We start from the raw sequence: 21,409 nt of genomic DNA on the forward strand, positions 1-21,409 counted from the left end.
CCACAATATTAACTAATTCAAGGAAAACTTATGAAAATAACCTACAAAACTACTGCCATGGTATGTTTACTGAGCTTGTTTACCGCAGCCTGCTCATCAAATTCATCTTCTTTTACTGAGGAAAAACCAAATACTACCACAGAAGCACCAAAATCTGAGGAACCTAAATCAGAAGAACCGAAACCAGAAGAGCCTAAATCAGAAGAGCCTAAACCAGAAGAGCCTAAACCAGAAGAGCCTAAACCAGAAGAGCCTAAATCTGAGGAACCTAAACCAGAAGAACCTAAATCAGAAGAGCCTAAATCAGAAGAGCCTAAATCAGAAGAGCCTCGATTTAAAGATGGAACCTTAGAAGATCGAACTCTTAATGTCGTCGTTTCAAGTCAAGGAGGAGAACGATATGAAGCCGTATTAGAAACTGATAAAAATCGTGGCTTCTATATGTCTGGCCCAATGGACTTCCGCGACAGCAAGGGAAATATCCTGGATCTCCGCAATGAGTTTAAAGATAAAACCGTGATGAACAACTATGATGTCGATCCAAATAAAGTCCAAGAGCTGGTTATCACCTCCGAAAACGGAGAAGAATTGGGAAAATTCCGCTTTATTAACCAAACTTACTCCAGCTATGGTACGTTTTCGCCGGAATTGACTGCGCCCGCTGCCGGCGGTGATCCGGCTCACCCCTTTAAAAATCACGAGAATCTCGGAACTTATATACTACAACCGACCACAGAAACACAATTTGATCAGTTGGCTCAAGCCAGTACAGCTAACGGTATTATCACTTATCGCGGTCATAGCCTAGGCTATAAAGGAGGGCCAAAAGGCGGTACACCAACTGAAGGCTACATGGGAGATGTCTCATTTCAGGTGAATATTGCCTCGAAAACAATCTCAGGTGAAATGTCCGCTCGGCAAGATAGCTTTGTTAGACATAACTGGCGGTTTACTGATGACGACAATAATCCGACTGCGGAAGGTATTGCCTTTGATCAGCCCAACGTTAAGTTAATTCTTTCTGAAGCTAACATTGTTGCAAACAACAACAAGACCATGGGGTTTAAAAACGGTGAAGTCAGATTACTGCATAATGGACAGCAAGTACGTGTCAATGACTATGCCGGGACATTTGCCGGGCCGGAAGCAAATGAAATTGTCGGTCAAATTGGTGGTGGAGAAGAGCGCATTATGTTCGGCGCAACTAAACAAGAATAATTTCATCGCTATTTATTTAGTGTAATTTTTACTAAAAGTGCGGTCACACCTCGCTTTAGCTAACTATAACGGATATTTTCATATGTTATTAACTCGCTGTTATTCACTGTTTTTCCTGCTTATCATCAGTTTTTCAGTCTTTGCTGATAACACTGTCGGCACAACTGCCGACAGTGTCGTGCAACATACTGAAACGCATGCCTCTGGAGCAATAGCCGACGCTACTGCGGCAGCTGCTGTACCAGAGCTTATCAAGACAGAAATCCTACAAGATATGTCGCCACTTGGGATGTACCTTTCCGCCCACCCTGTTGTCCAAGCTACCATCTGGATACTGATTTTTTGCTCAGTTTTAACTTGGGTAATTTTTTTCAGTAAACTGTTTCAGTTGTATTACTCCGCTGCAACACTGAGAAAACAACAAGCATTTTTATTGACCCAAGAACATTTTGAACAAGCACGGCAGCAGTTACCTTCGAAGATTAAATTTGATGTCAGCCACAATCTTTTATCCGAAATCAACGATGAATTACAACGCTCCAACTATCTTTGCGACGATGATTTTAAGCAACGCCTAGACTATCGCTTAGATCGCCGAATTCAAAGCTACACGCAAAATATGCGCTACGGCATCGGTCCTCTGGCAACTATTGGCGCAGTTGCCCCCTTTATCGGTTTATTCGGCACTGTCTGGGGAATAATGAATAGTTTTATCGGTATCGTGCATTCACAAACTACCAGCTTATCGGTGGTAGCACCGGGAATCGCTGAAGCGCTGTTTGCTACCGCACTTGGTTTGGTAGCGGCAATTCCTGCCGTTATTATTTATAATATCTTCACCAGGCGCTTAACAACATACCGATTACAGATTGAAAATTTAGCGGCTATTTTACGCCTTATGATCAAGCGTGACATATCCCTACATCGCTTAAATCCAGCAACATCAGTATGAGGTTTCTATGTCATTTCATCTTTCCGATTCCACAAATGAGCAAGAACTTTCCGAAATTAATGTCACCCCGTTTATCGATGTAATGTTAGTGTTATTGATTATTTTTATGGTGACCGTCCCGCTCGCCACAGTTACCGTGCCGATTGATCTGCCAATAGCCAAAGCCAATGTTGAACCGCAATTGGAAAAGCCTATTATTTTATCGCTTAACCAACAACAAGAGTTGTTTTTAGGCAACGAACCTCTACCTTTACACAATCTGGCAACCGCACTTGATCAACTCACCGTCAATAATCGCGACATGGTGATTTTCTTTCAAGTAGATAAAACCATTCCCTATGAAATCTTGATGAACGTAATGAACCAACTACGTACTGCCGGTTATTTGAAAATCGGCTTGGTCGGCTTAGAGAACAAGGAACAGGCGGAAAATTGATGATTGTTGATATTCCATCACTATATCGCCTCAAAAAATATCGTATTTGGCTGTTTAATACGATATTAGTCTGCGCTATCCACTTTTTTATTATTACTTTTATTATTAAAAAAACCGTCACCGTCATACCGCAAGCTAGCACCGCGGTGGTGGTCAATTTCTCTGATCCGCCACAATCGATTATCAGCATTGAGGAGCTCCCGCTTGGTCCACCACAAGTCATCACCCAAGATAGCCAAATTTTGGATGCGGACAACCAACCGGAAATACTCGAAACCCCGCAATTAGAAGAGAGCCCAATAGTTGAAAATGCCGAGATTATCGTCAAGGCTAAAGCGGAAAAAAAGCCACTTTCAAAGCAACAACCACAAGTTAAAAAGCAGCCAGATAACAATAAAAAAGCTAAAAACCCCAGTGATATCGAATCCACTGCAACCGGGCAAACTGTTACCGCACCCTCCAACGGCAATGATCAGCAAATTGCGGCAGAATATAACAGTGAAGGCAATAGTAAAACCGTTATAACCAGTTGGCAAGCCTTGCTAAGAGGGCACTTAGGCCGTTATAAACGTTACCCAGAAAATGCCTTAAAACAAAAAATCGAAGGAAAACCGATTGTCTCTGTAGAAATCGACAAATTAGGAACTGTATTAAAAGTCACGCTTAAAAAAAGCAGCCAACATCAAGCATTGGATCAAGAAGCGATTAATACCCTTTATCGTGCTTCACCACTCCCTAAGCCGCCCGAAGAGATCATTCGGCAAAAAACCACTTTAAGATTTAGCTTACCCATTGATTTTGAAATAGAAAAAAAAACTCACAGATAGGAAAACATATGAAAAAACACTTTATTTTAAGCTTGATACTATCACTCTTTTTTCTTTCTGAGGTTACTCTTGCACAACCAACAACACCGCAAAGGATTATATCAGTCGGTGCTGGCGTAACCGAATTACTGGAGGCGCTGGATGTCGGCGATCAACTTATTGCAGTCGATTCCACCAGCCGCCGTTTTGCCGACAAGTATCAGATTCCGCTGTTAGGCTATCAACGCAATTTAGCAAGTGAAGGCATTTTGGCACTGCAGCCAAATCTATTGATCGGCAGCGAAGAAATGGGGCCGGAATCCGTGTTGACACAATTACGACAAGCAAAAATCCGAATTGAAGTATTAGAGAACCCACAAAAAAACCATCAGGATTTACAACAACATATCCAGCTCCTAGGTCAGCTGTTAGCGAAAAACAAATCGGCAGAAAAATTATCGACACAGGTAATGCAACAAATCCGGCGGATTCAGTCCTTGCCACGCGGTAAAAATCGTGCCCTCTTTTTGCTACTGTCCAATAAAGGACAACTGTCCACTGGAGGGCACAGCACCACGATTCACGGCATGCTGGATTTAATGCAATTGCATAATCTCTCAGCTGAAAAACAGGGGTATTACGCCTACTCGATTGAGGCTGTTTTGGCATTACAACCGGATATTTTACTACTTTCCGAGCGAAACCTGTCGCAAGACCTAAACACATTACAGAAACAATATCCTTTTTTACAACAACTTAATGCCACTAAGCAGGGATGTATTTTTAGCGTCGATGGGCAAGCACTGCTAGGTGGTTTTAATTTGAGCTCGCTGCGCGAAAGCGAACGCATTATGCAAGCCATTGCCGATAACCAAAATTGTCTACAATGATGAAACATCACGCCTACTTTCTGGTGCTCGCTATCGGCTTGCTGCTGCTTAGCGCCACAATTCTGCTCTCTCTAGTTAGCGGTGCGGTAAATACCGACCTGTGGCAAACTTTGACCGCACTTTACGGTAAAGGGGACAGCAGCACTGTTTTTATCATGCAGCAGCTACGGTTGCCTCGCACCTTGCTTGGCGTCTTTATCGGTGCAATTTTAGGCTGTTGCGGTGCAGTGTTACAAGGCTTGTTCCGTAATCCTCTTGCTGATCCAGGTATTATCGGGGTTAGCGCCGGAGCAGCGTTGGGCGCTGCTGTCGCTATTGTACTCTTGCCGCAAGGGATACTATTATGGAATAAACTTAGTCTGCTTTCACTATTTTCATTTATCGGTGGTCTGCTGGCAACACTATTTGTTTACCACATCGGTAAAACTCACTACGGCACACGAATGACATTGATTTTACTAAGCGGTATTGCCATCGGAGCGCTAGCATTTGCCTTTTTGGGCTTACTACAATTTATTGCAGATGACCAAGCGCTGCGGGAATTGACAACTTGGCAGCTAGGCTCACTCGCGCATGGCAATTGCAATACGGTCATATTGTGTGCCGTGACCGCATTTTTGTTATTGACCCAATTTATGCGGCAAGCCTCTGCATTAAATGCACTGTTACTCGGTGATTTAGAAGCACGGCATTTAGGGGTCTCTGTCGAAAAAATAAAACGGTCCTGTATTATCTTAACCGCACTTGGTATCGGGATTGTGGTCTCGGTTTCAGGGATGATCGGCTTTATTGGTCTAATTGTGCCGCATATTGCTCGCACTTTGCTAGGCCCTAACCACAAAACTTTAATTCCGGCTTGTGCTTTGATCGGTGCAATTTTACTGCTAAGTGCTGATATTCTAGCTCGTAAATTGGCTGCGCCAGCAGAAATTCCAATCGGAATTCTGACCGCACTTTTAGGTGCACCATTTTTTATTACTCTACTGGTGAAAAATAAAGGACGATTGTAATGTTGGAAATTAGCAGATTGCAGCTTGTTAGTGGACAAAAAATCCTCCTGAATGATATCAACCTGAAATTAAAGTGCGGTCACTGTATTGGCATACTTGGGGCAAATGGAGCTGGAAAATCCAGCTTACTAAAAGCTATTGGCCAAGATCTTCCCTATACGGGAAAAATATTGTGGCAGCAAAAACCGCTTGCTTCCTTTTCCGCCAGAGAACTGGCAGAAAATATGGTCTTTCTGCCACAACACAGCAGCCTAAACTTTGCGTTTATGGTACAAGAGGTGATTGAACTAGGCTTAATACACCACCAACAACACCTGAGTCGTAGCCAGCAGCAAAGACTATTGGCGCAAGTCAGTGCAGATTTCGAACTATCCGATCTACAACAACAGAACTATCTCAAACTGTCCGGTGGCGAAAAACAACGTGTACATGCCGCCCGCAGCTGGCTACAAATTTTATCATCGCCTACACCAAAAATCGTATTGCTGGACGAACCTAGCAGTGCGTTAGATCTCAAACATCAGCATGACTTACTACAACAAGCAGTAAAATTGGCAGAGGCACAGCATTTGGTTTTAATTGTGCTGCATGATCTAAATTTGGCAGCACGCTATTGTGATCGCTTGCTGCTGTTGCAGCAAGGCAATCTATTTGGGTACGGCACTACAGCAGATATGCTGACGGCACAAAGTATTGATGAGCTTTATCATTATCAAACAGAAGTTTACCAGTATAAAAACCAGATTCGAATCTTATAGGCTTTGTGGCAAGCATTTCCTGACCGGAGCAAAGCTGCGGCGGTGTTGTGGTAAAACACCGTATTGCTGTAATTTTTCTAGGTGAAGTGCGGTCGGGTAGCCTTTGTGCTGCGCTAAGCCGTAGTGTGGATATTGCCGATCCAACTCCGCCATTTCTTGATCACGTGCCACTTTTGCTAAAATTGAAGCGGCACTGATTTCCGCCACCAAACTATCACCTTTGACCACCGCTTGTGCCGGCATCCGCAATTTTGGCAATTTATTACCATCAACTAATACAAAGTGCGGTTGAATTGGCAGGGCTTCTACCGCTCTTTGCATCGCAAGCAGGCTGGCTTGCAAAATATTCAGTTGATCAATTTCTTCTGGTTCAGCTCTGCCGAGCGCCCATGCTAAGGCATTTATTTTGATCGCTTCAGCCAGTAGCAAGCGTTTTTTTTCAGAGAGTTTTTTAGAATCGGCTAAACCGATAATCGGTTTATTCGGGTCAAGAATCACTGCTGCGGTCACCACCGCCCCGATTAGCGGCCCGCGCCCGACTTCATCAACTCCGGCAATAAGCCCCACATTGTGTGGATATTCAAACGCTGTCATTTTTGTCGCTCTTGTAACAGATCTGCCACGGCCTGTGCCGCTTGTTGATCGGCATTACAGCGGATCATTTGGTGCAGTTCGGCAAAGCGCTGTTTTAAACCCAAAGTGCGGTTTTTTGCCGCTTCGCTATCATCAAAATAGAGCGATAGCTCTTGCGCTAAACGCTCGGAATTGCATTCATCTTGGATCAACTCAGGCACCAGCATTTCATCAGCCAACAGATTCGGCAATGAGACATATTTGGTTTTCACCAAGCGTTGTGCCAGCCAGTAAGTTAGCGGCTTCATGCGATAGCCGACCACCATCGGCGATTTACACAACATACACTCCAGCGCCGCCGTACCGGAAGCCAGCAAGGTTGCCTCCGCCACTTGCATTGCCAGCCGAGCTTGTCCGTCAAGCAAGTACATCTCTAATTCCGGTGCAACCCGCTGTTTTGCCTGTTCAAACTGCTGACGCCGTTTGGCGTTAATCAACGGCACTAAAAATTGCAAATCAGGAAAACGCTGTTTCAGCAAAAGTGCGGTTTGTAAAAATGGTTCACTGAGAAATTCCAGCTCTGAACCACGACTGCCAGGCAAAATCGCCAAATAACGCTGATTTGGATCAAGCTGTAGCTGTGCGCACACCTGCTGACGATCGATATCGAGCGGAATCGCATCCGCCATAGTGTGCCCAACAAAACGACACGGCACATTGAAACGGTCATAAAATGCTTTTTCAAACGGCAAAAATGCCAACACTAAATTGGTCGCTTTAGCAATTTTGAAAATCCGTTTCTGCCGCCATGCCCATACCGAAGGGCTAACGTAATGAATGGTTTTGATCCCGTGTTGTTTCAATATGCTTTCTACGCCAAGATTAAAATCCGGTGCATCAATGCCGATAAAAATATCTGGTTTTGCCACCAGCAGGTTTTGAATCAGCGTTTTTCGAATTTTCAGCAGGCGTGGCAGGTGTTTCAGCACTTCCACCAATCCCATTACCGATAACGCTTCCATATCAAAATAGCTTTCTGCCCCTTCGCTCAACATTTGCGGTCCGGCAATGCCGATGAAACGGGCATTTGGATAAATTTGACGCAGTGCTTTGATTAAGCCCGCACCAAGAATATCGCCGGAGATCTCACCGGCAACCAAGGCGATCAACGGCGCGTTTTGTTCTGACTGCATGCTATTTTCCTTAAAAAATAACCGCACTTTTAACTTAAAGTGCGGTTAGGTAAGCGTTAGGAGGGATTCAAGATTAGAATTCTAAGGACAGATTCAATCCCCCCCTACAACCTAAATACGAATCTAACGAATGATCCCTCGGGTTGAACGTTTAAAGAATGACAAGAAGAAGCTGACCGCTGCTTCGGTTTCGGCAATCCGCTCGATCTCTGGGATCACTTCCTCTAACGTTTTACCACTACGATAAATCAATTTATACACATTGCGGATGGCATGCATTGCCGGTTTATCAAAACCACGGCGCTTCAGCCCTTCCAGATTAACCCCGAACGGTTGCGCATGGTTGCCTTGTGCCATAACATATGGCGGCACATCTTGGCTGACCATCGAGCCACCGCCTAACATCACGTGCGCCCCGATCACCACAAATTGGTGAATTGCCGACATACCGCCGACAATCACAAAATCATCTAGCTCAACGTGCCCGGCAAGCGTGGCGTTATTCGCCAAAATACAGCGGTTTTTAACCTGACAATCGTGTGCAATGTGCGCATTGATCATCAATAAGTTGTCATCACCGATGCGGGTGACACCACCGCCTTGCACCGTACCACGGTGAATCGTAACGCTTTCACGAATGCGATTGCGATCACCGATAATCGTTTTGGTCGGTTCACCGTTATATTTTAGATCCTGGTTAACTTCACCGATGCTGGCAAATTGGAAAATCTGATTATCGCAGCCGATTTGAGTATGTCCACGCACCACCACATGCGAATGCAACACGGTGCGATCACCAATTTCCACATCTGCGTCAATCAGACAGAAAGGGCCGACCACAACATCTGCGCCAATTTTAGCGCCATCTTCAATAATTGCTGAACTATGAATTTTTGCCGTTGGATGAATCATCTTATCCTACTTATGCTGCTGGGTTACATTGGACGGCGTGCGCACATCAATTCGGCTTCGCACACCACTTTTCCGTCCACCGTTGCCACTCCGGTGAAACGAGTGACACCGCGACGTTCCTTGATAAAATGGACTTCCAGAATCATTTGATCACCTGGCTCAACCGGGCGTTTAAAGCGAGCATTATCGATAGCTGCAAAATAAAATAATTCATCCTTAGGCAATTCCAACGTTTTAAACGCCAATACGCCGGTTGCCTGTGCCATCGCTTCTAAGATTAACACGCCCGGAAAAATCGGTTTCTGAGGGAAATGCCCGGTGAAACAAGGTTCGTTAACCGTTACATTTTTCACGGCTTTCAGCCATTTCCCTTCTTCGAAATCAATGACTCTATCGACCAATAAAAACGGATAACGATGCGGTAATAGCTGCATAATTTCGTTAATATCGACAATTTTCGCTTCTCTTGACTGCGAATCAGTTTGGTTGTTTTCAGTTGTCACGGTTTTAATTTCCTTAGTATGATGTCCATTGCCACGACAAAGTATCGCTAGCAAAAATTGTTTTGTTATAATGCTTATGCTTTTCCATGCTCTCGCTCTAATGCTTTCAAGCGACGATTCATTTCACTAATATTCATAGTCAGAGCTGCTGTTTTACGCCAGTCTTTGTTGCTTTGTAGCGGAATGCCGGAAGAATAGACGCCAGGCTCAGTAATCGGGCGCATCACCATACTCATGCCGGTCACGGTCACACCGTCACAGATCGACATGTGACCATTAATCACACTAGCACCACCAATTAAACAGTATTTGCCAACCGTCAAACTGCCCGCCATAATTACGCCACCAGCAACAGCTGTACCACTACCAATATGTACGTTATGTGCGATTTGGCACAAATTATCGATGATCACATTATCTTCGATAATCGTTGCATCTAAAGCACCACGATCGATACAGGTACACGCACCGATTTCAACCCGATTACCGATAATCACTTGCCCACGCTGTGGAATCTTGATCCATTTACCTTTATCGTTGGCATAACCAAAGCCGTCAGCACCAATCACCGCAGCAGCTTGAATCAAACAATCCTGCCCAATTTCTACTTCGTGATAGACAGTGACATTCGCCCAAAGTTGAGTACCGGCACCAATTTTGCTGTTTTTACCGACAAAGCAACCCGCGCCGATCACCACATTATCGCCTAATACCACGCCGTCCTCAATCACCGCATTGGCGCCGATCGAGACATTATCGCCCAATATTACCGACGGCGACAAGACCGCACTTTTAGCAATACCACTGGCAGCTTGCGGGGTAGTATCCATCAGCTGTGCGATCAGCGCATAAGCAATATAAGGATCGTTAACTACAATCAGATTACTGTCCGCATGACAAAATTCAACATCCGTTTCGCTCACCAACAAACAGCCCGCCACAGATTGCTGCAAGCGTTCGCGAAATTTCGCATTGGAAATAAAACTCAATTGATTCGGCTGTGCTTTATCCAGCGCAGCAATGCTTTCCACCGTTGCTTCCGGATTGCCGCGTAACCGTCCACTGACATGTTCAGCAAGCTGTTGTAATCGATATTGTGCCATTGATATCCTCTTGCCTCGGATTACTTCTTAGCTTCCGCAGCCGCTGCTGCCGGCTTAATCGCTTTTAAGACTTCTTCGGTAATATCTTTACCGGCTGCTGCATACACAACGGCGTTAGCATCTATCACATAGCTATAGTTGCCTTTAGCCGCGACTTCATTGGTGGCATTTTGAATGCTGGACAACAGTTTTGATCTTTCTTGATACTGTAGTTCTTCATTTTGAGCTTGCAGCTCTTCGGCTTGTTTTTGATAAGCTTCACGCATTTTATTAATTTCGTCTTCGCGTTTTTGAATATCGGTAGCGCGCAATTTTGACGCTTCTTTTTGTAACGCTTCAATTTTGGTGACAATCGCTTTCTCGCTGGCTTGCAATTTTTCAGCCGGTGCTTTCAACTCCGCATCAATTTTAGCACCCGCCGCTTCACGATCCGGGTGGTTTTGGAATAAATAGGCCGAGTTAATAAACGCAATATTTTCTGCGGCATTTGCCAGTGAGGCGCTCAATGCCAATGCTAAAGAAAGTCCTGCGATTTTTAATGCTTTTTTCATGGTATATCCTTTAAAGAGATGTATATGGCAGATCGACCATCAATCTGCCTAGTTTATATGACGTAATTTTAACTAAAAAGTTTCAATTTACTTGTTACAATTTAAGCTTTAGAAACTGCCACCGATACTGAATTGGAATTGCTCAATCTCATCGCCTTCATATTTTTTAATCGGTTTGGCATACGAGAACACCAATGGCCCAATCGGTGAGTTCCACTGGAATGCCACACCGGCAGAAGCTCTCACTCGAGTCGGATCGCCATAATCAGTAATCCGTTGCGGAATATTGCCTTGAGTAAACAACTTCGCTTTATCTTTATCCCACGCAGTGTTCCAAACGCTGGCCGCATCAACAAATACTGAGGTTCTGACATTGTTCTGGCTCTTATCGCTAACAAACGGTGTCGGCATAATCAATTCGACACTGGCAGTCGCCATCGCATTACCGCCGACAACATCATTATTAATGTTGTTATAGGCTGAAGCCGGTGCGGAGACTAAAGCACCACTGTTGGTATTATAAATCGCTTTTGGTCCAATCGCACCATAAGCAAAACCACGCAAGCTACCGATACCACCGGCACTATAGTTTTGGTAGAACGGTAATTTTTTACCACCAAAACCATTCGCATAAGATAGCCCTGCTCGTCCGGACAATACCCAAGTCTGATCATAGTTGATCGGGTAATAACTGACCCAATCAGCACTCAATTTGTAGTATTTATTATCTGAACCCGGAATAGTCACCTTGCCGCCAATGCTGGCACGGGTTCCACTCGTCGGCAAGAAGCCACGGTTTAAGGTGTTGTAGTTCCAGCCTAAACTAAACTCAAAATCATCACTCTTGATTTTCCAGTCATCGGCTCCCATCGACTGTAAATAACGGGCACGGTTATATTCCGGATACATATTTTTCAATTTGTTATAAACATATCCTAAACCCAAATAATAACCGTTATTTTCGTTGACTGGGAAACCTAAAGTACCGTTGATCCCATAACTGGTACGGGCATACGAGGCTGTAGTGTCACTTTTTGCATAGTCATAAGTATCATAGAATACATTTCCGCCTAAGCTGACGCCATCACGGGTGAAATACGGTTCACTATAGCCTAAATTGATACTGGTGGCGTATTTGTTTTTGACGCCGGATAAGCTGACCGAAGAGCCCATGCCTAAGAAGTTGTCCTGTTTAACACTGGCTTGATAACTCAAACCGCTCTCGGTACCAAAACCAATCCCGAAATTGATGCTGCCGGTATTACGTTCTTTAACTTTATACAAAATATCCAGTTGATCATCCACGCCCGGAACTGCCAATGTTTGGCTTTCCACTGTTTCATAAAAACCGGTTCTTTCCAAACGAGATTTGCCCTGTTCGATCAAGGCGGTTGACAGCCATGTCCCTTCCTGCTGACGCATCTCTTGGCGCAATGTGGAATCTGCACTGACATCATTGCCTTCAAAGCGAATAGAACGCACATAGTAACGACGACCGGCGTCCACCACCACAATCAAATCAACAGTATGTTCGGCATCATTAAAGTCCGGCTGGATGTTAATTTGAGGATTGGCATAACCACGCGCGCCGAGGGTATTCTTAATTCCATCTTCAATGGCTTTTACCGTATTGCCACGGAATTGCTCGCCACGCTTAATATTAACTAATAATTGCGCAAGATCCGCATTCATTCCAGCGGTATCACCAATAATCCGTACATCATTAATGGTATATTTTTCCCCTTCATCTAGCGTAATCGTCAAATACACCTCTTTTTTATCTTCACTATAACGCACATCGGTATTCAACAATTTGAATTTGGCATAGCCTTGATTGAGGTAAAAGTCACGCAATGTTGTCATGTCTTTTTCAAATTTAGGATTAGAGAATTTGCTGCTAGAGAAAAGATTCCACCAAGAAACATCCGGCTGAATTTCAATCTGATCCAGTAATTTACCTTCGCTGAATGCTTGGTTACCGACAAATTTAATCTCTTTGACTAATGCTGAATCGTTTTCTTTAATCTCTAATTTTAATGCTGCTCTGCCCTGTCCCAAGTCATCAATGACAGTGTTGATTTCAGCGTTGCTGTAGCCGGCAGAATGGTAGTAGTTCAACAATTCTTGGCGGAACGATTCCAGTTTTGCACGTTCCAATACTTCCCCTTTGGCAATCCCGTTTTCACGTAGATTGGTTTCCAGTGCTTCTTTTGGAATTTGCTTATTACCTTCAATCTCTAACGAGCTGATATAAGGGCGCTGCTGAATGCGCAGCACTAACGCATTGCCTTCACGTACGGCCTCTACATTTTCGTAGCCACCACGCAAAAACAAATTACGCACAATTTGCGACAAATCCTGATCATTTGCCCGTTGTCCGACTTTAACCGGCAAACCGGCAATAATATTTTCAGCTGTCACTGGGTCGGTCCCTTCCACGCGAATATCCTGCACAGTGAACGGTGCTGCCATGACAGTGGTGCTGCCCAGAAGTAAACTGGTCATTAGGAGTTTTTTCATTATCATTTTCCTATACATAAGCCCTGTTAAATAAAATATTGATTCCGATTGCCTGCGAGCGTGTCAAATTCAAATAAAGCGTATGATATCATTAAATAATGCGAAAATTGTCAACATTAATAATAATGCCACGCCGACTCTTAAAAAAATCTCGCGAACTTTCTCTGTTACCGGCTTGCCGCGAATCGCCTCAAGCGCCAGAAAGACTAACTGTCCACCGTCCAATACCGGCAGTGGAAATAAATTCATAATGCCCAAATTAACACTAATCAGCGCCATAAAACTCAGGTAATAAACTAAACCGCTATCTAGAGAAACGCCGGCGCCTTGAGCAATAGAAATCGGACCGCCGATGTTGTTCAATGAAATATCGCCACTCAGTAGTTTTCCAACTAATTTCACAATCACCAACGATAATTCAGCCGTTTTCTCCAGCCCTTGCTGCAAGGCGCTTAGAATATCATATTTTAATTCGGTACGGTACTGTTGTGCTAACGGCTCAAAAGTCGGTGAAAAACCAATATAGGCCTTGCCTTCTTTGTTAGCCTCAGGCGTGATAGATAACGACAAGCGCTGTTGATGACGTTCGATTTCAAACAACAATGGTCGATTCAAATGACTGCCGATAGTCTGCACTAATGCTTGCCATGACAAGGTTTCACCGTTTACGGTCATAATCTTATCACCAACGCGCAGTCCGGCAGCAGCGGCCGGAGAATTATCTGTGATTTTTGATACCGTCAAATCTACCTTACCGCTCTTTGGCACCATACCCAGTGCGGTAAACGCCGCTTGTTTCTGTGGCTCATACTGCCAAGCGCTTAAATCCAAACGTTTATCTTGCACCTGTTGCGGCTGATCAAACGGTGAAACGGTGAGCGTGACTTGCGAAGTGCCGACTTTGGTGGTCAACAGCATATTGACACTGGTCCAATCTTCCACCGCTTTACCGTCAATCGCACGAATTTGCATCTCTGGTTGCAATCCGGCTTGGGCTGCAATCGAATCTGGCACAACACTGTCAATCACCGGTTTCACCGCCGGCACCCCGATCATATAAATCAGCCAATAGGCTAGAATCGCAAAAATAAAATTTGCCATCGGTCCGGCAGCAATCACAAAAGCGCGCTGCCATACCGGTTTGCTGCTGTAATCTTGAGCTTTTTGATCTTCGGAAACGGCTTCGGTTTTACTGTCCAACATGTTGACATAACCACCCAGCGGAATCATCGAGATAGCGAATTCGGTTCCTTGTTTATCAGTTTTACTCCACAGTACTTTGCCGAAACCGATTGAAAAGCGCAGCACCTTGATACCGCACTTTCTTGCCGCCCAAAAGTGACCATATTCGTGTACGAAGACCAAAACGCAGATAACCAGCAGAAATGCGAAAATATACCACAAGCTTGACATCACACGATTTCCTATAGGCAAAAATAGAACATGGCACAAAAAAACGGTAAGGCCGCAGTCAAACTATCAATACGATCTAAAATACCGCCATGTCCGGGAATCAGCTGGCTACTGTCTTTGATCCCAACATGTCGCTTAAACATACTTTCAGTCAAATCGCCCAAAATCGAAATTGAGACAGTACCGAATGAGACCAGCAGCAACAGCGGTAACGATACACTGCGTAGCACAAACTCATTTGGTGTTATTTGCAGAAACAGTATGCCGACAATCAGTGCCACTACTACACCGCCAATGGCGCCCTGCCATGTTTTCCCCGGTGAAACCCGTGCTGCCAGTTTATGTTTGCCAAACGCTTTGCCACAAAAATAAGCGCCGGTGTCAGCACTCCAAATTAACAGCAGCACATAAAACAGCAGCCATAAACCCTCGTAGCTGTTTTGATTATAGTTATACAAACGCAGCGCCAGCAACGCCAACAAGAATGGAGCCAACGTGAAAAAGCCGAAAAACAGTTGTAACAACGCCGGTTTCTGCCAGTATTTCGTTGAGTACGGATAGCTTGCCACCAACAACAGCGCCACTGTCCACCAAATTAATGCGACCACCAATAGCCAAGCGGTATAACTATTCAGTACAATACCGGCGTTAATGTAATCTCGATAGGCAAAAATGATCACAAATAATCCACACGCAGACAATCCGGTAATCAGCCAGCGCCAAATATCGTTCTGATGTCGGGCAAACTGGCACCATTCCCAAATTCCCAACACCACAATTGTCGCTACAGTTAAGGCAAACGCATAAGGCGAAAATAACAATAACGCTGCGATGACAAAAACCAATAAAGCTGCCGCAGAAATAATACGCTGTTTAAGCACCTAACATTCCTCTTTAATTATTATAGTAAATTCAATCGTTAATCATCAGTCCGCTGCGCCAAAGCGCCGCTCACGCTGTTGAAACACTGCGATCGCTTGGGCAAATTCCCGCTCATCAAAATCCGGCCATAATACCGGGCTGAAATAGAGCTCGGCATACGCCAACTGCCACAACAAAAAATTACTGATACGCTGCTCACCACTGGTACGAATCAACAAATCCACCGGTGCTTGCTGTTCAGTCACCAACGTTTGTTGAAACAACGCGGCAGTGATCATCTCAGGTTCCAGTTCACCCTGTTGTACTCGGCGCGCCAATTTTTGACTGGCTTGTACAATATCCCAATGCCCACCATAATTCGCCGCAATATTTAATATCAAACCGCTGTTTTTCGCCGTCAATGCTTCAGCTTCAGCAATTTTCTTTTGCAAAGTGCGGTTGAACTGACTGACATCGCCCAAAATTTGTAGCTTAATATTATTTTTATGTAATTTGCTCACTTCACGGTTCAGCGCCAGCATGAACAGATCCATCAAACCGCTGACTTCACTAGCCGGTCTCGCCCAGTTTTCACTGCTGAATGCATATAATGTCAGCGACTGGATCTGCTGTTTTGCGGCAAAAGTCACCGCTTTACGCACCGCCTGCACCCCGTTTTTATGCCCGACTAAGCGTAACTTACCCTTCTCTTTCGCCCAACGACCGTTGCCGTCCATAATGATGGCGACATGTTTAGGCATCTGCCCAACGGGGGTATTCGCTGCTGAAGTTACACTTTCGCTCATCTCTCGCTCATCTTTTGTACATAATCGGTTTTCCAATGATATCCGGCTAACTATATCACAAGCCCAAAACAACTTAAAAAGCTAAAATCAGTTGTTGTGCCGATTGTCGGGCTTTTTGGTCAATTTCAAATACATCATCTATCTGTTTGACGGATAAAGCCGGAAATTGTTCCACCGTTTGCCGATTAATTCGTTCAATATCGCTAAACCGAATCTGCCCTTGTAAGAATGCAGCAACTGCAATTTCATTGGCGGCATTCATCACGGTGGTGGCATACTGTCCTGCGGCAAAGCAATCGATTGCCAACTTTAAGCAAGGATAGCGCTGATAATCCGGCTCGATAAAGCTTAATGCTTTAATTTTAAAAAAATCTAACGCGGCAACCCCGGCAAAAGTGCGGTTTGGGTAAGCCATGCTGTGTGCAATCGGGGTGCGCATATCCGGATTACCCATCTGCGCCAATACGCTGCCGTCACGATAGCGCACCATCGAATGGATAATCGATTGCGGGTGAATAATAATTTCCATCTGTTCAGCAGAGGCATTGAACAACCAGCGGGCTTCAATATACTCCAAGCCTTTGTTCATCATGGTTGCCGAATCGACTGAAATTTTAGGTCCCATCGACCAGTTGGGGTGTGCCACTGCCTGTGCCGGGGTAATCCTATCAAATTCGCCAAGTGCGGTCTCACGGAAAGGTCCGCCGGAGCCGGTTAAAATAATACTGTCAATACCACTTTCGCTTAAACGACAATGGCCAATGCGCTGTTGTTCGATTTGTGGCAAGGCTTGAAAAATCGCATTGTGCTCACTATCGACCGGTAACAGTGTAGCGCCGGATTCCGCCACAGCTTGCATAAACAATTGCCCACAAGTCACCAACGATTCTTTATTTGCCAGCAATACCTTTTTTCCGGCTTGAATCGCAGCCAAGGTTGGCGCTAAACCTGCCGCCCCAACAATTGCCGCCATCACCATATCCGCCTCGGGGTGCGCTGCGATCTCGCAAATCGCTTGCTCGCCACTCAACACTTCAGTTTTGACCGCTGTTTGGCTTAATAAAATGTTGAGTGTTTTTGCCGCCTGATTGTCTGCCATTACTGCAAAGTGCGGTTGAAATGCCAAACATTGCTGCACCATCAATTCGGCATTACGTCCGCCAACCAAGGCAAAAGTGCGGTATTTTTCAGGATTGTGCTGAATCACCGATAAAGTGCTGTTACCGATAGAGCCGGTCGAACCAAGAATTACGACATTTTGTTGCATAGATCACCGTATTAATTTGTTATCCGACAGCGACTGTTGGTCGCAATCGATTATGCACAGATGAGCGGTTTTACCGCTCAAATTATTGACAACGGTTACTGATTAGACAAAGTAGGGGCGGATTATAGTTCCGCCCATTGACGAAGTGAGATATCGGCATTTAATCCAAAATGGAAAAATTCAACGCACTGTTCGGGCAGATATATAACCTGCCCTCTACATTGTTATCAGTAATATCGTTGATAAAAACCAAAAGTGCGGTTATCAAGCTCTATGATAACCGCACTTTCACGTTAAACTAAAGCATTAACCGGAATTAGAATTCCATCAGCTCTTTTTCTTTCTCTGCCAACGCTTCATCGACTTTTTTCACCCCGGCATCGGTGATTTTCTGAATCAGATCTTGCGCTTTACGTTCATCATCTTCGCTGATCGCTTTGTCTTTCAGCAACGCTTTGATCTGATCATTGGCATCACGGCGAATATTACGCAGCGCCACTTTGCCTTGCTCTGCCTCGGCACGCACGATTTTGGTCAAATCACGACGACGCTCTTCGGTCAATGGCGGCAACGGCACACGAATGGTGGTGCCGGCAGACGATGGATTCAAGCCTAAATCGGAAGTCAAAATCGCTTTTTCCACCGCTTGGATCAAAGAGCGGTCAAACACACTCACCGCCAAAGTGCGTGCATCTTCCGCCACTACGTTTGCCAACTGGCGCAGCGGTGTTGCCGCACCGTAATATTCGACATGAATACCGTCCAGCAGGCTTGGGTGGGCACGACCGGTTCTGATTTTGGAAATTTGAGTTTTGAATGCCTCAATACTTTTTTCCATGCGTTGTTCAGTATCTTGTTTAATTTCGTTGATCACGCTGTTTTTCCTTTATTTTTATCAATATTCCGTAAACGGCTATTTTTAACCTATTCTGCCCGATAAATCAAGATTCGTGGCAAATTAACGTGCCTTCCGGCTCACCTAAAATCACACGTTTCAACGCACCCGGCTTATTCATATTGAACACCCGAATCGGCATATTGTGATCGCGCGCCAAAGTAAAGGCAGCCAAATCCATTACTTGCAGCTCTTTTTCCAACACATCTTGATAGCTTAAAGTGCGGTATAAATTGGCGTCCGGATTCTTGGCCGGATCGCAGTCATAGACGCCATCCACTTTAGTCGCTTTCAAGACCACATCAGCCTCAATTTCAATACCGCGCAAACAGGCAGCAGAATCGGTGGTAAAAAACGGATTGCCGGTACCAGCAGAAAAAATCACGACCTGACCTTGGTTCAACAAACGAATCGCTTGCGCCCAGCTGTAACTATCACAAACCCCGTTTAACGGAAACGCTGACATCAGCTTGGCATTCACTTCAGCACGGTGTAACGAATCCCGCATAGCCAAACCATTCATCACCGTTGCCAACATGCCCATGTGATCACCAACCACGCGATTCATACCGGCTTTCGCCAATTTTGCACCACGGAACAGATTACCACCACCAATTACAATCGCAACTTGCACCCCAAGCTCGACCAGCTCTTTAATTTCCACCGCCATCCGATCCAACACCGATGGGTCAATGCCAAAGCCTTCTTCGCCCTGCAAAGCTTCGCCACTTAATTTTAATAAAATACGTTTATAGGTCGGTTTCACACTCATTTTATTCTCCTCGCCATGATAAAAACATTGATGAAATAGTCTGCTATTTAATCACGGTTTTCAACCAACCGGCTATATGAAGTGTAAACGGTAAACAGTAAAAAGGCGAGTTGCCTCGCCTTATGTCAATCTTATACTTTTTGCATTGCTGCCACTTCGGCGGCAAAATCGGTTTCGACTTTCTCGATCCCTTCACCCACTTCAAAGCGGATAAAGCCGGTCACATCAGCACCTTTCTCTTTCAGCAAATCACCTACGGATTTAGCCGGATCCATCACAAACGGCTGACCTGTTAAAGAGACTTCGCCGGTGAATTTCTTCATGCGGCCTTCAACCATTTTCTCGGCAATTTCGCGTGGCTTACCGGATTCCATCGCAATAGCGACTTGAATATCACGCTCTTTCGCCACCACTTCGGCAGACACGTCTTCCGGTTTTACGAATTCCGGGCGGCTTGCCGCAACGTGCATTGCAATATGTTTGACTAACTCATCATCCGCATTGGTTGCGGCAACCAGCACACCGATTTTCGCACCGTGCAAGTAAGCCCCGACCACATCACCAGAAATCGCTGCGACACGACGGATATTCATATTTTCGCCGATTTTCGCCACTAATGCGGCACGCTCTTCTTCAAACTGTGCTTTCAACACTTCAACATCGGTCACTTTACCTGCCAGTGCCGCGTCTGCGACTTTGTTAGCCAACGCTAAGAAACCGGCATCTTTAGCCACGAAGTCAGTTTCACAGTTCATTTCCAGCAACACACCATAGCCGCCGTCAACACGGGCTAAAATCACGCCTTCTGCTGCTACACGGCCTGCTTTTTTCGCTGCTTTTGCTTGTCCTGACTTACGCATATTGTCGATTGCCAATTCAATATCGCCATTCGCTTCAACCAATGCTTTTTTACATTCCATCATGCCTGCGCCGGTACGGTCACGCAGTTCTTTTACCAATGCTGCTGTAATTTCAGCCATTTTAATATCCTCTTATCAGTGCTACCCATTAGTTGGGAATAACCGCACTTTTAATAAAAAAGCAGGGAACCTCAAAGCCCCCTGCTAACCAATTAATCATTGTGTGGTCAATAAGGGCAAATTGCCATTACTACTCACTACGATAACATTACTCTGCTGCGGCTTCTGCTGCTTCAGCTTCAACAAAGCTTTCTTCTGTTACAGTAGGGTTAGCGTGCGCACGACCTTCGTTTACTGCGGCAGCAACTGCTGTCAGATATAACTGAATCGCACGAGCGGCATCATCGTTACCCGGAATGATGTAATCTACGCCATCCGGATTGGTGTTGGTGTCGACAACTGCGAATACCGGAATACCCAAGTTGTTGGCTTCTTTAATCGCGATGTGTTCGTGATCGGCAGCGATAACAAAAATCGCATCCGGTAAACCGGACATATTTTTGATTCCACCCAGACTCAATTCGAGTTTTTCCATCTCACGGGCACGCATTAACGCTTCTTTTTTGGTTAATTTTTCAAAAGTACCGTCTTGAGACTGTGCTTCCAAATCTTTCAAACGTTTGATTGATTGACGAACGGTTTTCCAGTTAGTCAACATACCACCTAACCAACGGTGATTAACAAAGTATTGGTTACAGCTTAATGCCGCGTCTTTAACTGCTTCAGTTGCCGCACGTTTGGTACCGACAAACAACACTTTACCGTTATTGCCTGCAATGCGGGTCAATTCTGTCAATGCTTGGTTAAACATCGGAACGGTTTTTTCTAAGTTGATGATATGAACGCCGTTACGTGGTCCGAAAATGTAAGATTTCATTTTTGGATTCCAGTAGCGAGTTTGGTGACCGAAATGTACGCCTGCTTGCAACATATCGCGCATTGAAACTTGTGCCATGATAATTCCTTATATAATTGGGGTTTAGCCTCCACATATCCTGTCGCATCGACCGTTTGGCACCCCGACTGACAGTGGGTGATATGTGTGTGAAG

The 21,409-nt window shown here is 45.0% G+C and carries 22 protein-coding genes; 7 read left to right on the plus strand and 15 right to left on the minus strand.

All coding sequences use genetic code 11. The annotated features are described in order from the left end of the window. Nucleotides 1–30 precede the first annotated feature (30 nt). The 7 genes from EDC16_RS12740 (at nt 31) to EDC16_RS05910 (ending at nt 6,070) form a co-directional block, all read left to right on the plus strand. The gene (locus EDC16_RS12740; RefSeq protein WP_176551963.1) at nt 31–1,218 is read left to right on the plus strand and encodes a hypothetical protein; all 1,188 of its coding nucleotides are present in this window, start codon (nt 31–33) and stop codon (nt 1,216–1,218) included. 82 nt (nt 1,219–1,300) lie between these two features. Then, on the plus strand, nt 1,301–2,170 hold the full coding sequence (gene exbB / locus EDC16_RS05885; protein WP_132966370.1) for a tonB-system energizer ExbB: 870 nt from the start codon (nt 1,301–1,303) through the stop codon (nt 2,168–2,170). Nucleotides 2,171–2,177: 7 nt separating this feature from the next. Next, nucleotides 2,178–2,606: a TonB system transport protein ExbD gene (exbD, locus tag EDC16_RS05890; protein WP_132966372.1), complete on the plus strand. Its 429-nt coding sequence runs from the start codon at nt 2,178–2,180 to the stop codon at nt 2,604–2,606. Next, a complete protein-coding gene (locus EDC16_RS05895) occupies nt 2,606–3,433 on the plus strand; it encodes a TonB family protein (RefSeq protein ID WP_132966374.1) in 828 nt (275 codons plus the stop codon). Before exbD ends, EDC16_RS05895 begins: the two co-directional genes overlap by 1 nt. Before the next feature lie 8 nt (nt 3,434–3,441). Next, a complete protein-coding gene (locus EDC16_RS05900) occupies nt 3,442–4,302 on the plus strand; it encodes a heme/hemin ABC transporter substrate-binding protein (RefSeq protein WP_132966376.1) in 861 nt (286 codons plus the stop codon). Continuing rightward, nucleotides 4,299–5,312: a FecCD family ABC transporter permease gene (locus tag EDC16_RS05905; RefSeq protein ID WP_132966378.1), complete on the plus strand. Its 1,014-nt coding sequence runs from the start codon at nt 4,299–4,301 to the stop codon at nt 5,310–5,312. Before EDC16_RS05900 ends, EDC16_RS05905 begins: the two co-directional genes overlap by 4 nt. Continuing rightward, nucleotides 5,312–6,070 (plus strand): heme ABC transporter ATP-binding protein, encoded by a 759-nt coding sequence (locus EDC16_RS05910; protein ID WP_132966380.1) that lies wholly within the window; start codon nt 5,312–5,314, stop codon nt 6,068–6,070. Before EDC16_RS05905 ends, EDC16_RS05910 begins: the two co-directional genes overlap by 1 nt. Here EDC16_RS05910 and rnhB read toward each other — a convergent pair. The 15 genes from rnhB to rpsB form a co-directional block, all read right to left on the minus strand. Next, nucleotides 6,065–6,664 (minus strand): ribonuclease HII, encoded by a 600-nt coding sequence (rnhB, locus tag EDC16_RS05915; RefSeq protein ID WP_132966382.1) that lies wholly within the window; start codon nt 6,662–6,664, stop codon nt 6,065–6,067. The two genes, EDC16_RS05910 and rnhB, sit on opposite strands and share 6 nt — an antisense overlap. Then, nucleotides 6,661–7,836 (minus strand): lipid-A-disaccharide synthase, encoded by a 1,176-nt coding sequence (gene lpxB, locus EDC16_RS05920; protein WP_132966384.1) that lies wholly within the window; start codon nt 7,834–7,836, stop codon nt 6,661–6,663. Before lpxB ends, rnhB begins: the two co-directional genes overlap by 4 nt. Before the next feature lie 123 nt (nt 7,837–7,959). After that, nucleotides 7,960–8,748, minus strand: a complete 789-nt coding sequence (lpxA, locus tag EDC16_RS05925) for an acyl-ACP--UDP-N-acetylglucosamine O-acyltransferase (protein ID WP_132966386.1) — start codon at nt 8,746–8,748, stop codon at nt 7,960–7,962. Between the two features lie 23 nt (nt 8,749–8,771). Then, complete coding sequence (fabZ, locus tag EDC16_RS05930) at nt 8,772–9,251, minus strand: 3-hydroxyacyl-ACP dehydratase FabZ (RefSeq protein ID WP_255296795.1); 480 nt, start codon at nt 9,249–9,251, stop codon at nt 8,772–8,774. Nucleotides 9,252–9,325: 74 nt separating this feature from the next. Then, the gene (lpxD, locus tag EDC16_RS05935) at nt 9,326–10,354 is read right to left on the minus strand and encodes a UDP-3-O-(3-hydroxymyristoyl)glucosamine N-acyltransferase (RefSeq protein WP_132966388.1); all 1,029 of its coding nucleotides are present in this window, start codon (nt 10,352–10,354) and stop codon (nt 9,326–9,328) included. Nucleotides 10,355–10,374: 20 nt separating this feature from the next. Next, nucleotides 10,375–10,905 carry an OmpH/Skp family outer membrane protein gene (locus EDC16_RS05940; protein WP_132966390.1) on the minus strand — a complete coding sequence of 177 codons (531 nt, stop codon included), beginning with the start codon at nt 10,903–10,905 and terminating at the stop codon, nt 10,375–10,377. Between the two features lie 108 nt (nt 10,906–11,013). Beyond that, nucleotides 11,014–13,425, minus strand: coding sequence for an outer membrane protein assembly factor BamA (gene bamA, locus EDC16_RS05945; protein WP_132966392.1), 2,412 nt, complete (start codon nt 13,423–13,425; stop codon nt 11,014–11,016). 69 nt (nt 13,426–13,494) lie between these two features. Further along, nucleotides 13,495–14,838, minus strand: a complete 1,344-nt coding sequence (gene rseP / locus EDC16_RS05950; protein WP_132966394.1) for a sigma E protease regulator RseP — start codon at nt 14,836–14,838, stop codon at nt 13,495–13,497. Nucleotides 14,839–14,849: 11 nt separating this feature from the next. Then, nucleotides 14,850–15,719, minus strand: coding sequence for a CDP-archaeol synthase (locus tag EDC16_RS05955; RefSeq protein WP_132966396.1), 870 nt, complete (start codon nt 15,717–15,719; stop codon nt 14,850–14,852). 45 nt (nt 15,720–15,764) lie between these two features. Then, nucleotides 15,765–16,505 (minus strand): polyprenyl diphosphate synthase, encoded by a 741-nt coding sequence (gene uppS / locus EDC16_RS05960; protein WP_132966398.1) that lies wholly within the window; start codon nt 16,503–16,505, stop codon nt 15,765–15,767. A gap of 73 nt (nt 16,506–16,578) precedes the next feature. Continuing rightward, nucleotides 16,579–17,772: a 1-deoxy-D-xylulose-5-phosphate reductoisomerase gene (gene ispC, locus EDC16_RS05965; RefSeq protein WP_132966400.1), complete on the minus strand. Its 1,194-nt coding sequence runs from the start codon at nt 17,770–17,772 to the stop codon at nt 16,579–16,581. 316 nt (nt 17,773–18,088) lie between these two features. Beyond that, nucleotides 18,089–18,646: a ribosome recycling factor gene (gene frr, locus EDC16_RS05970; protein WP_132966402.1), complete on the minus strand. Its 558-nt coding sequence runs from the start codon at nt 18,644–18,646 to the stop codon at nt 18,089–18,091. 67 nt (nt 18,647–18,713) lie between these two features. Next, complete coding sequence (gene pyrH / locus EDC16_RS05975; protein WP_132966404.1) at nt 18,714–19,439, minus strand: UMP kinase; 726 nt, start codon at nt 19,437–19,439, stop codon at nt 18,714–18,716. A 131-nt stretch (nt 19,440–19,570) separates the two neighbouring features. Continuing rightward, complete coding sequence (gene tsf, locus EDC16_RS05980) at nt 19,571–20,419, minus strand: translation elongation factor Ts (RefSeq protein WP_132966406.1); 849 nt, start codon at nt 20,417–20,419, stop codon at nt 19,571–19,573. 148 nt (nt 20,420–20,567) lie between these two features. Beyond that, entirely contained in the window at nt 20,568–21,314 is a 747-nt protein-coding gene (gene rpsB / locus EDC16_RS05985) for a 30S ribosomal protein S2 (protein ID WP_132966407.1), read from the minus strand. Between the last annotated feature and the right edge of the window lie 95 nt (nt 21,315–21,409).

Source organism: Testudinibacter aquarius, assembly GCF_004342725.1.
GTDB lineage: Bacteria > Pseudomonadota > Gammaproteobacteria > Enterobacterales > Pasteurellaceae > Chelonobacter > Chelonobacter aquarius.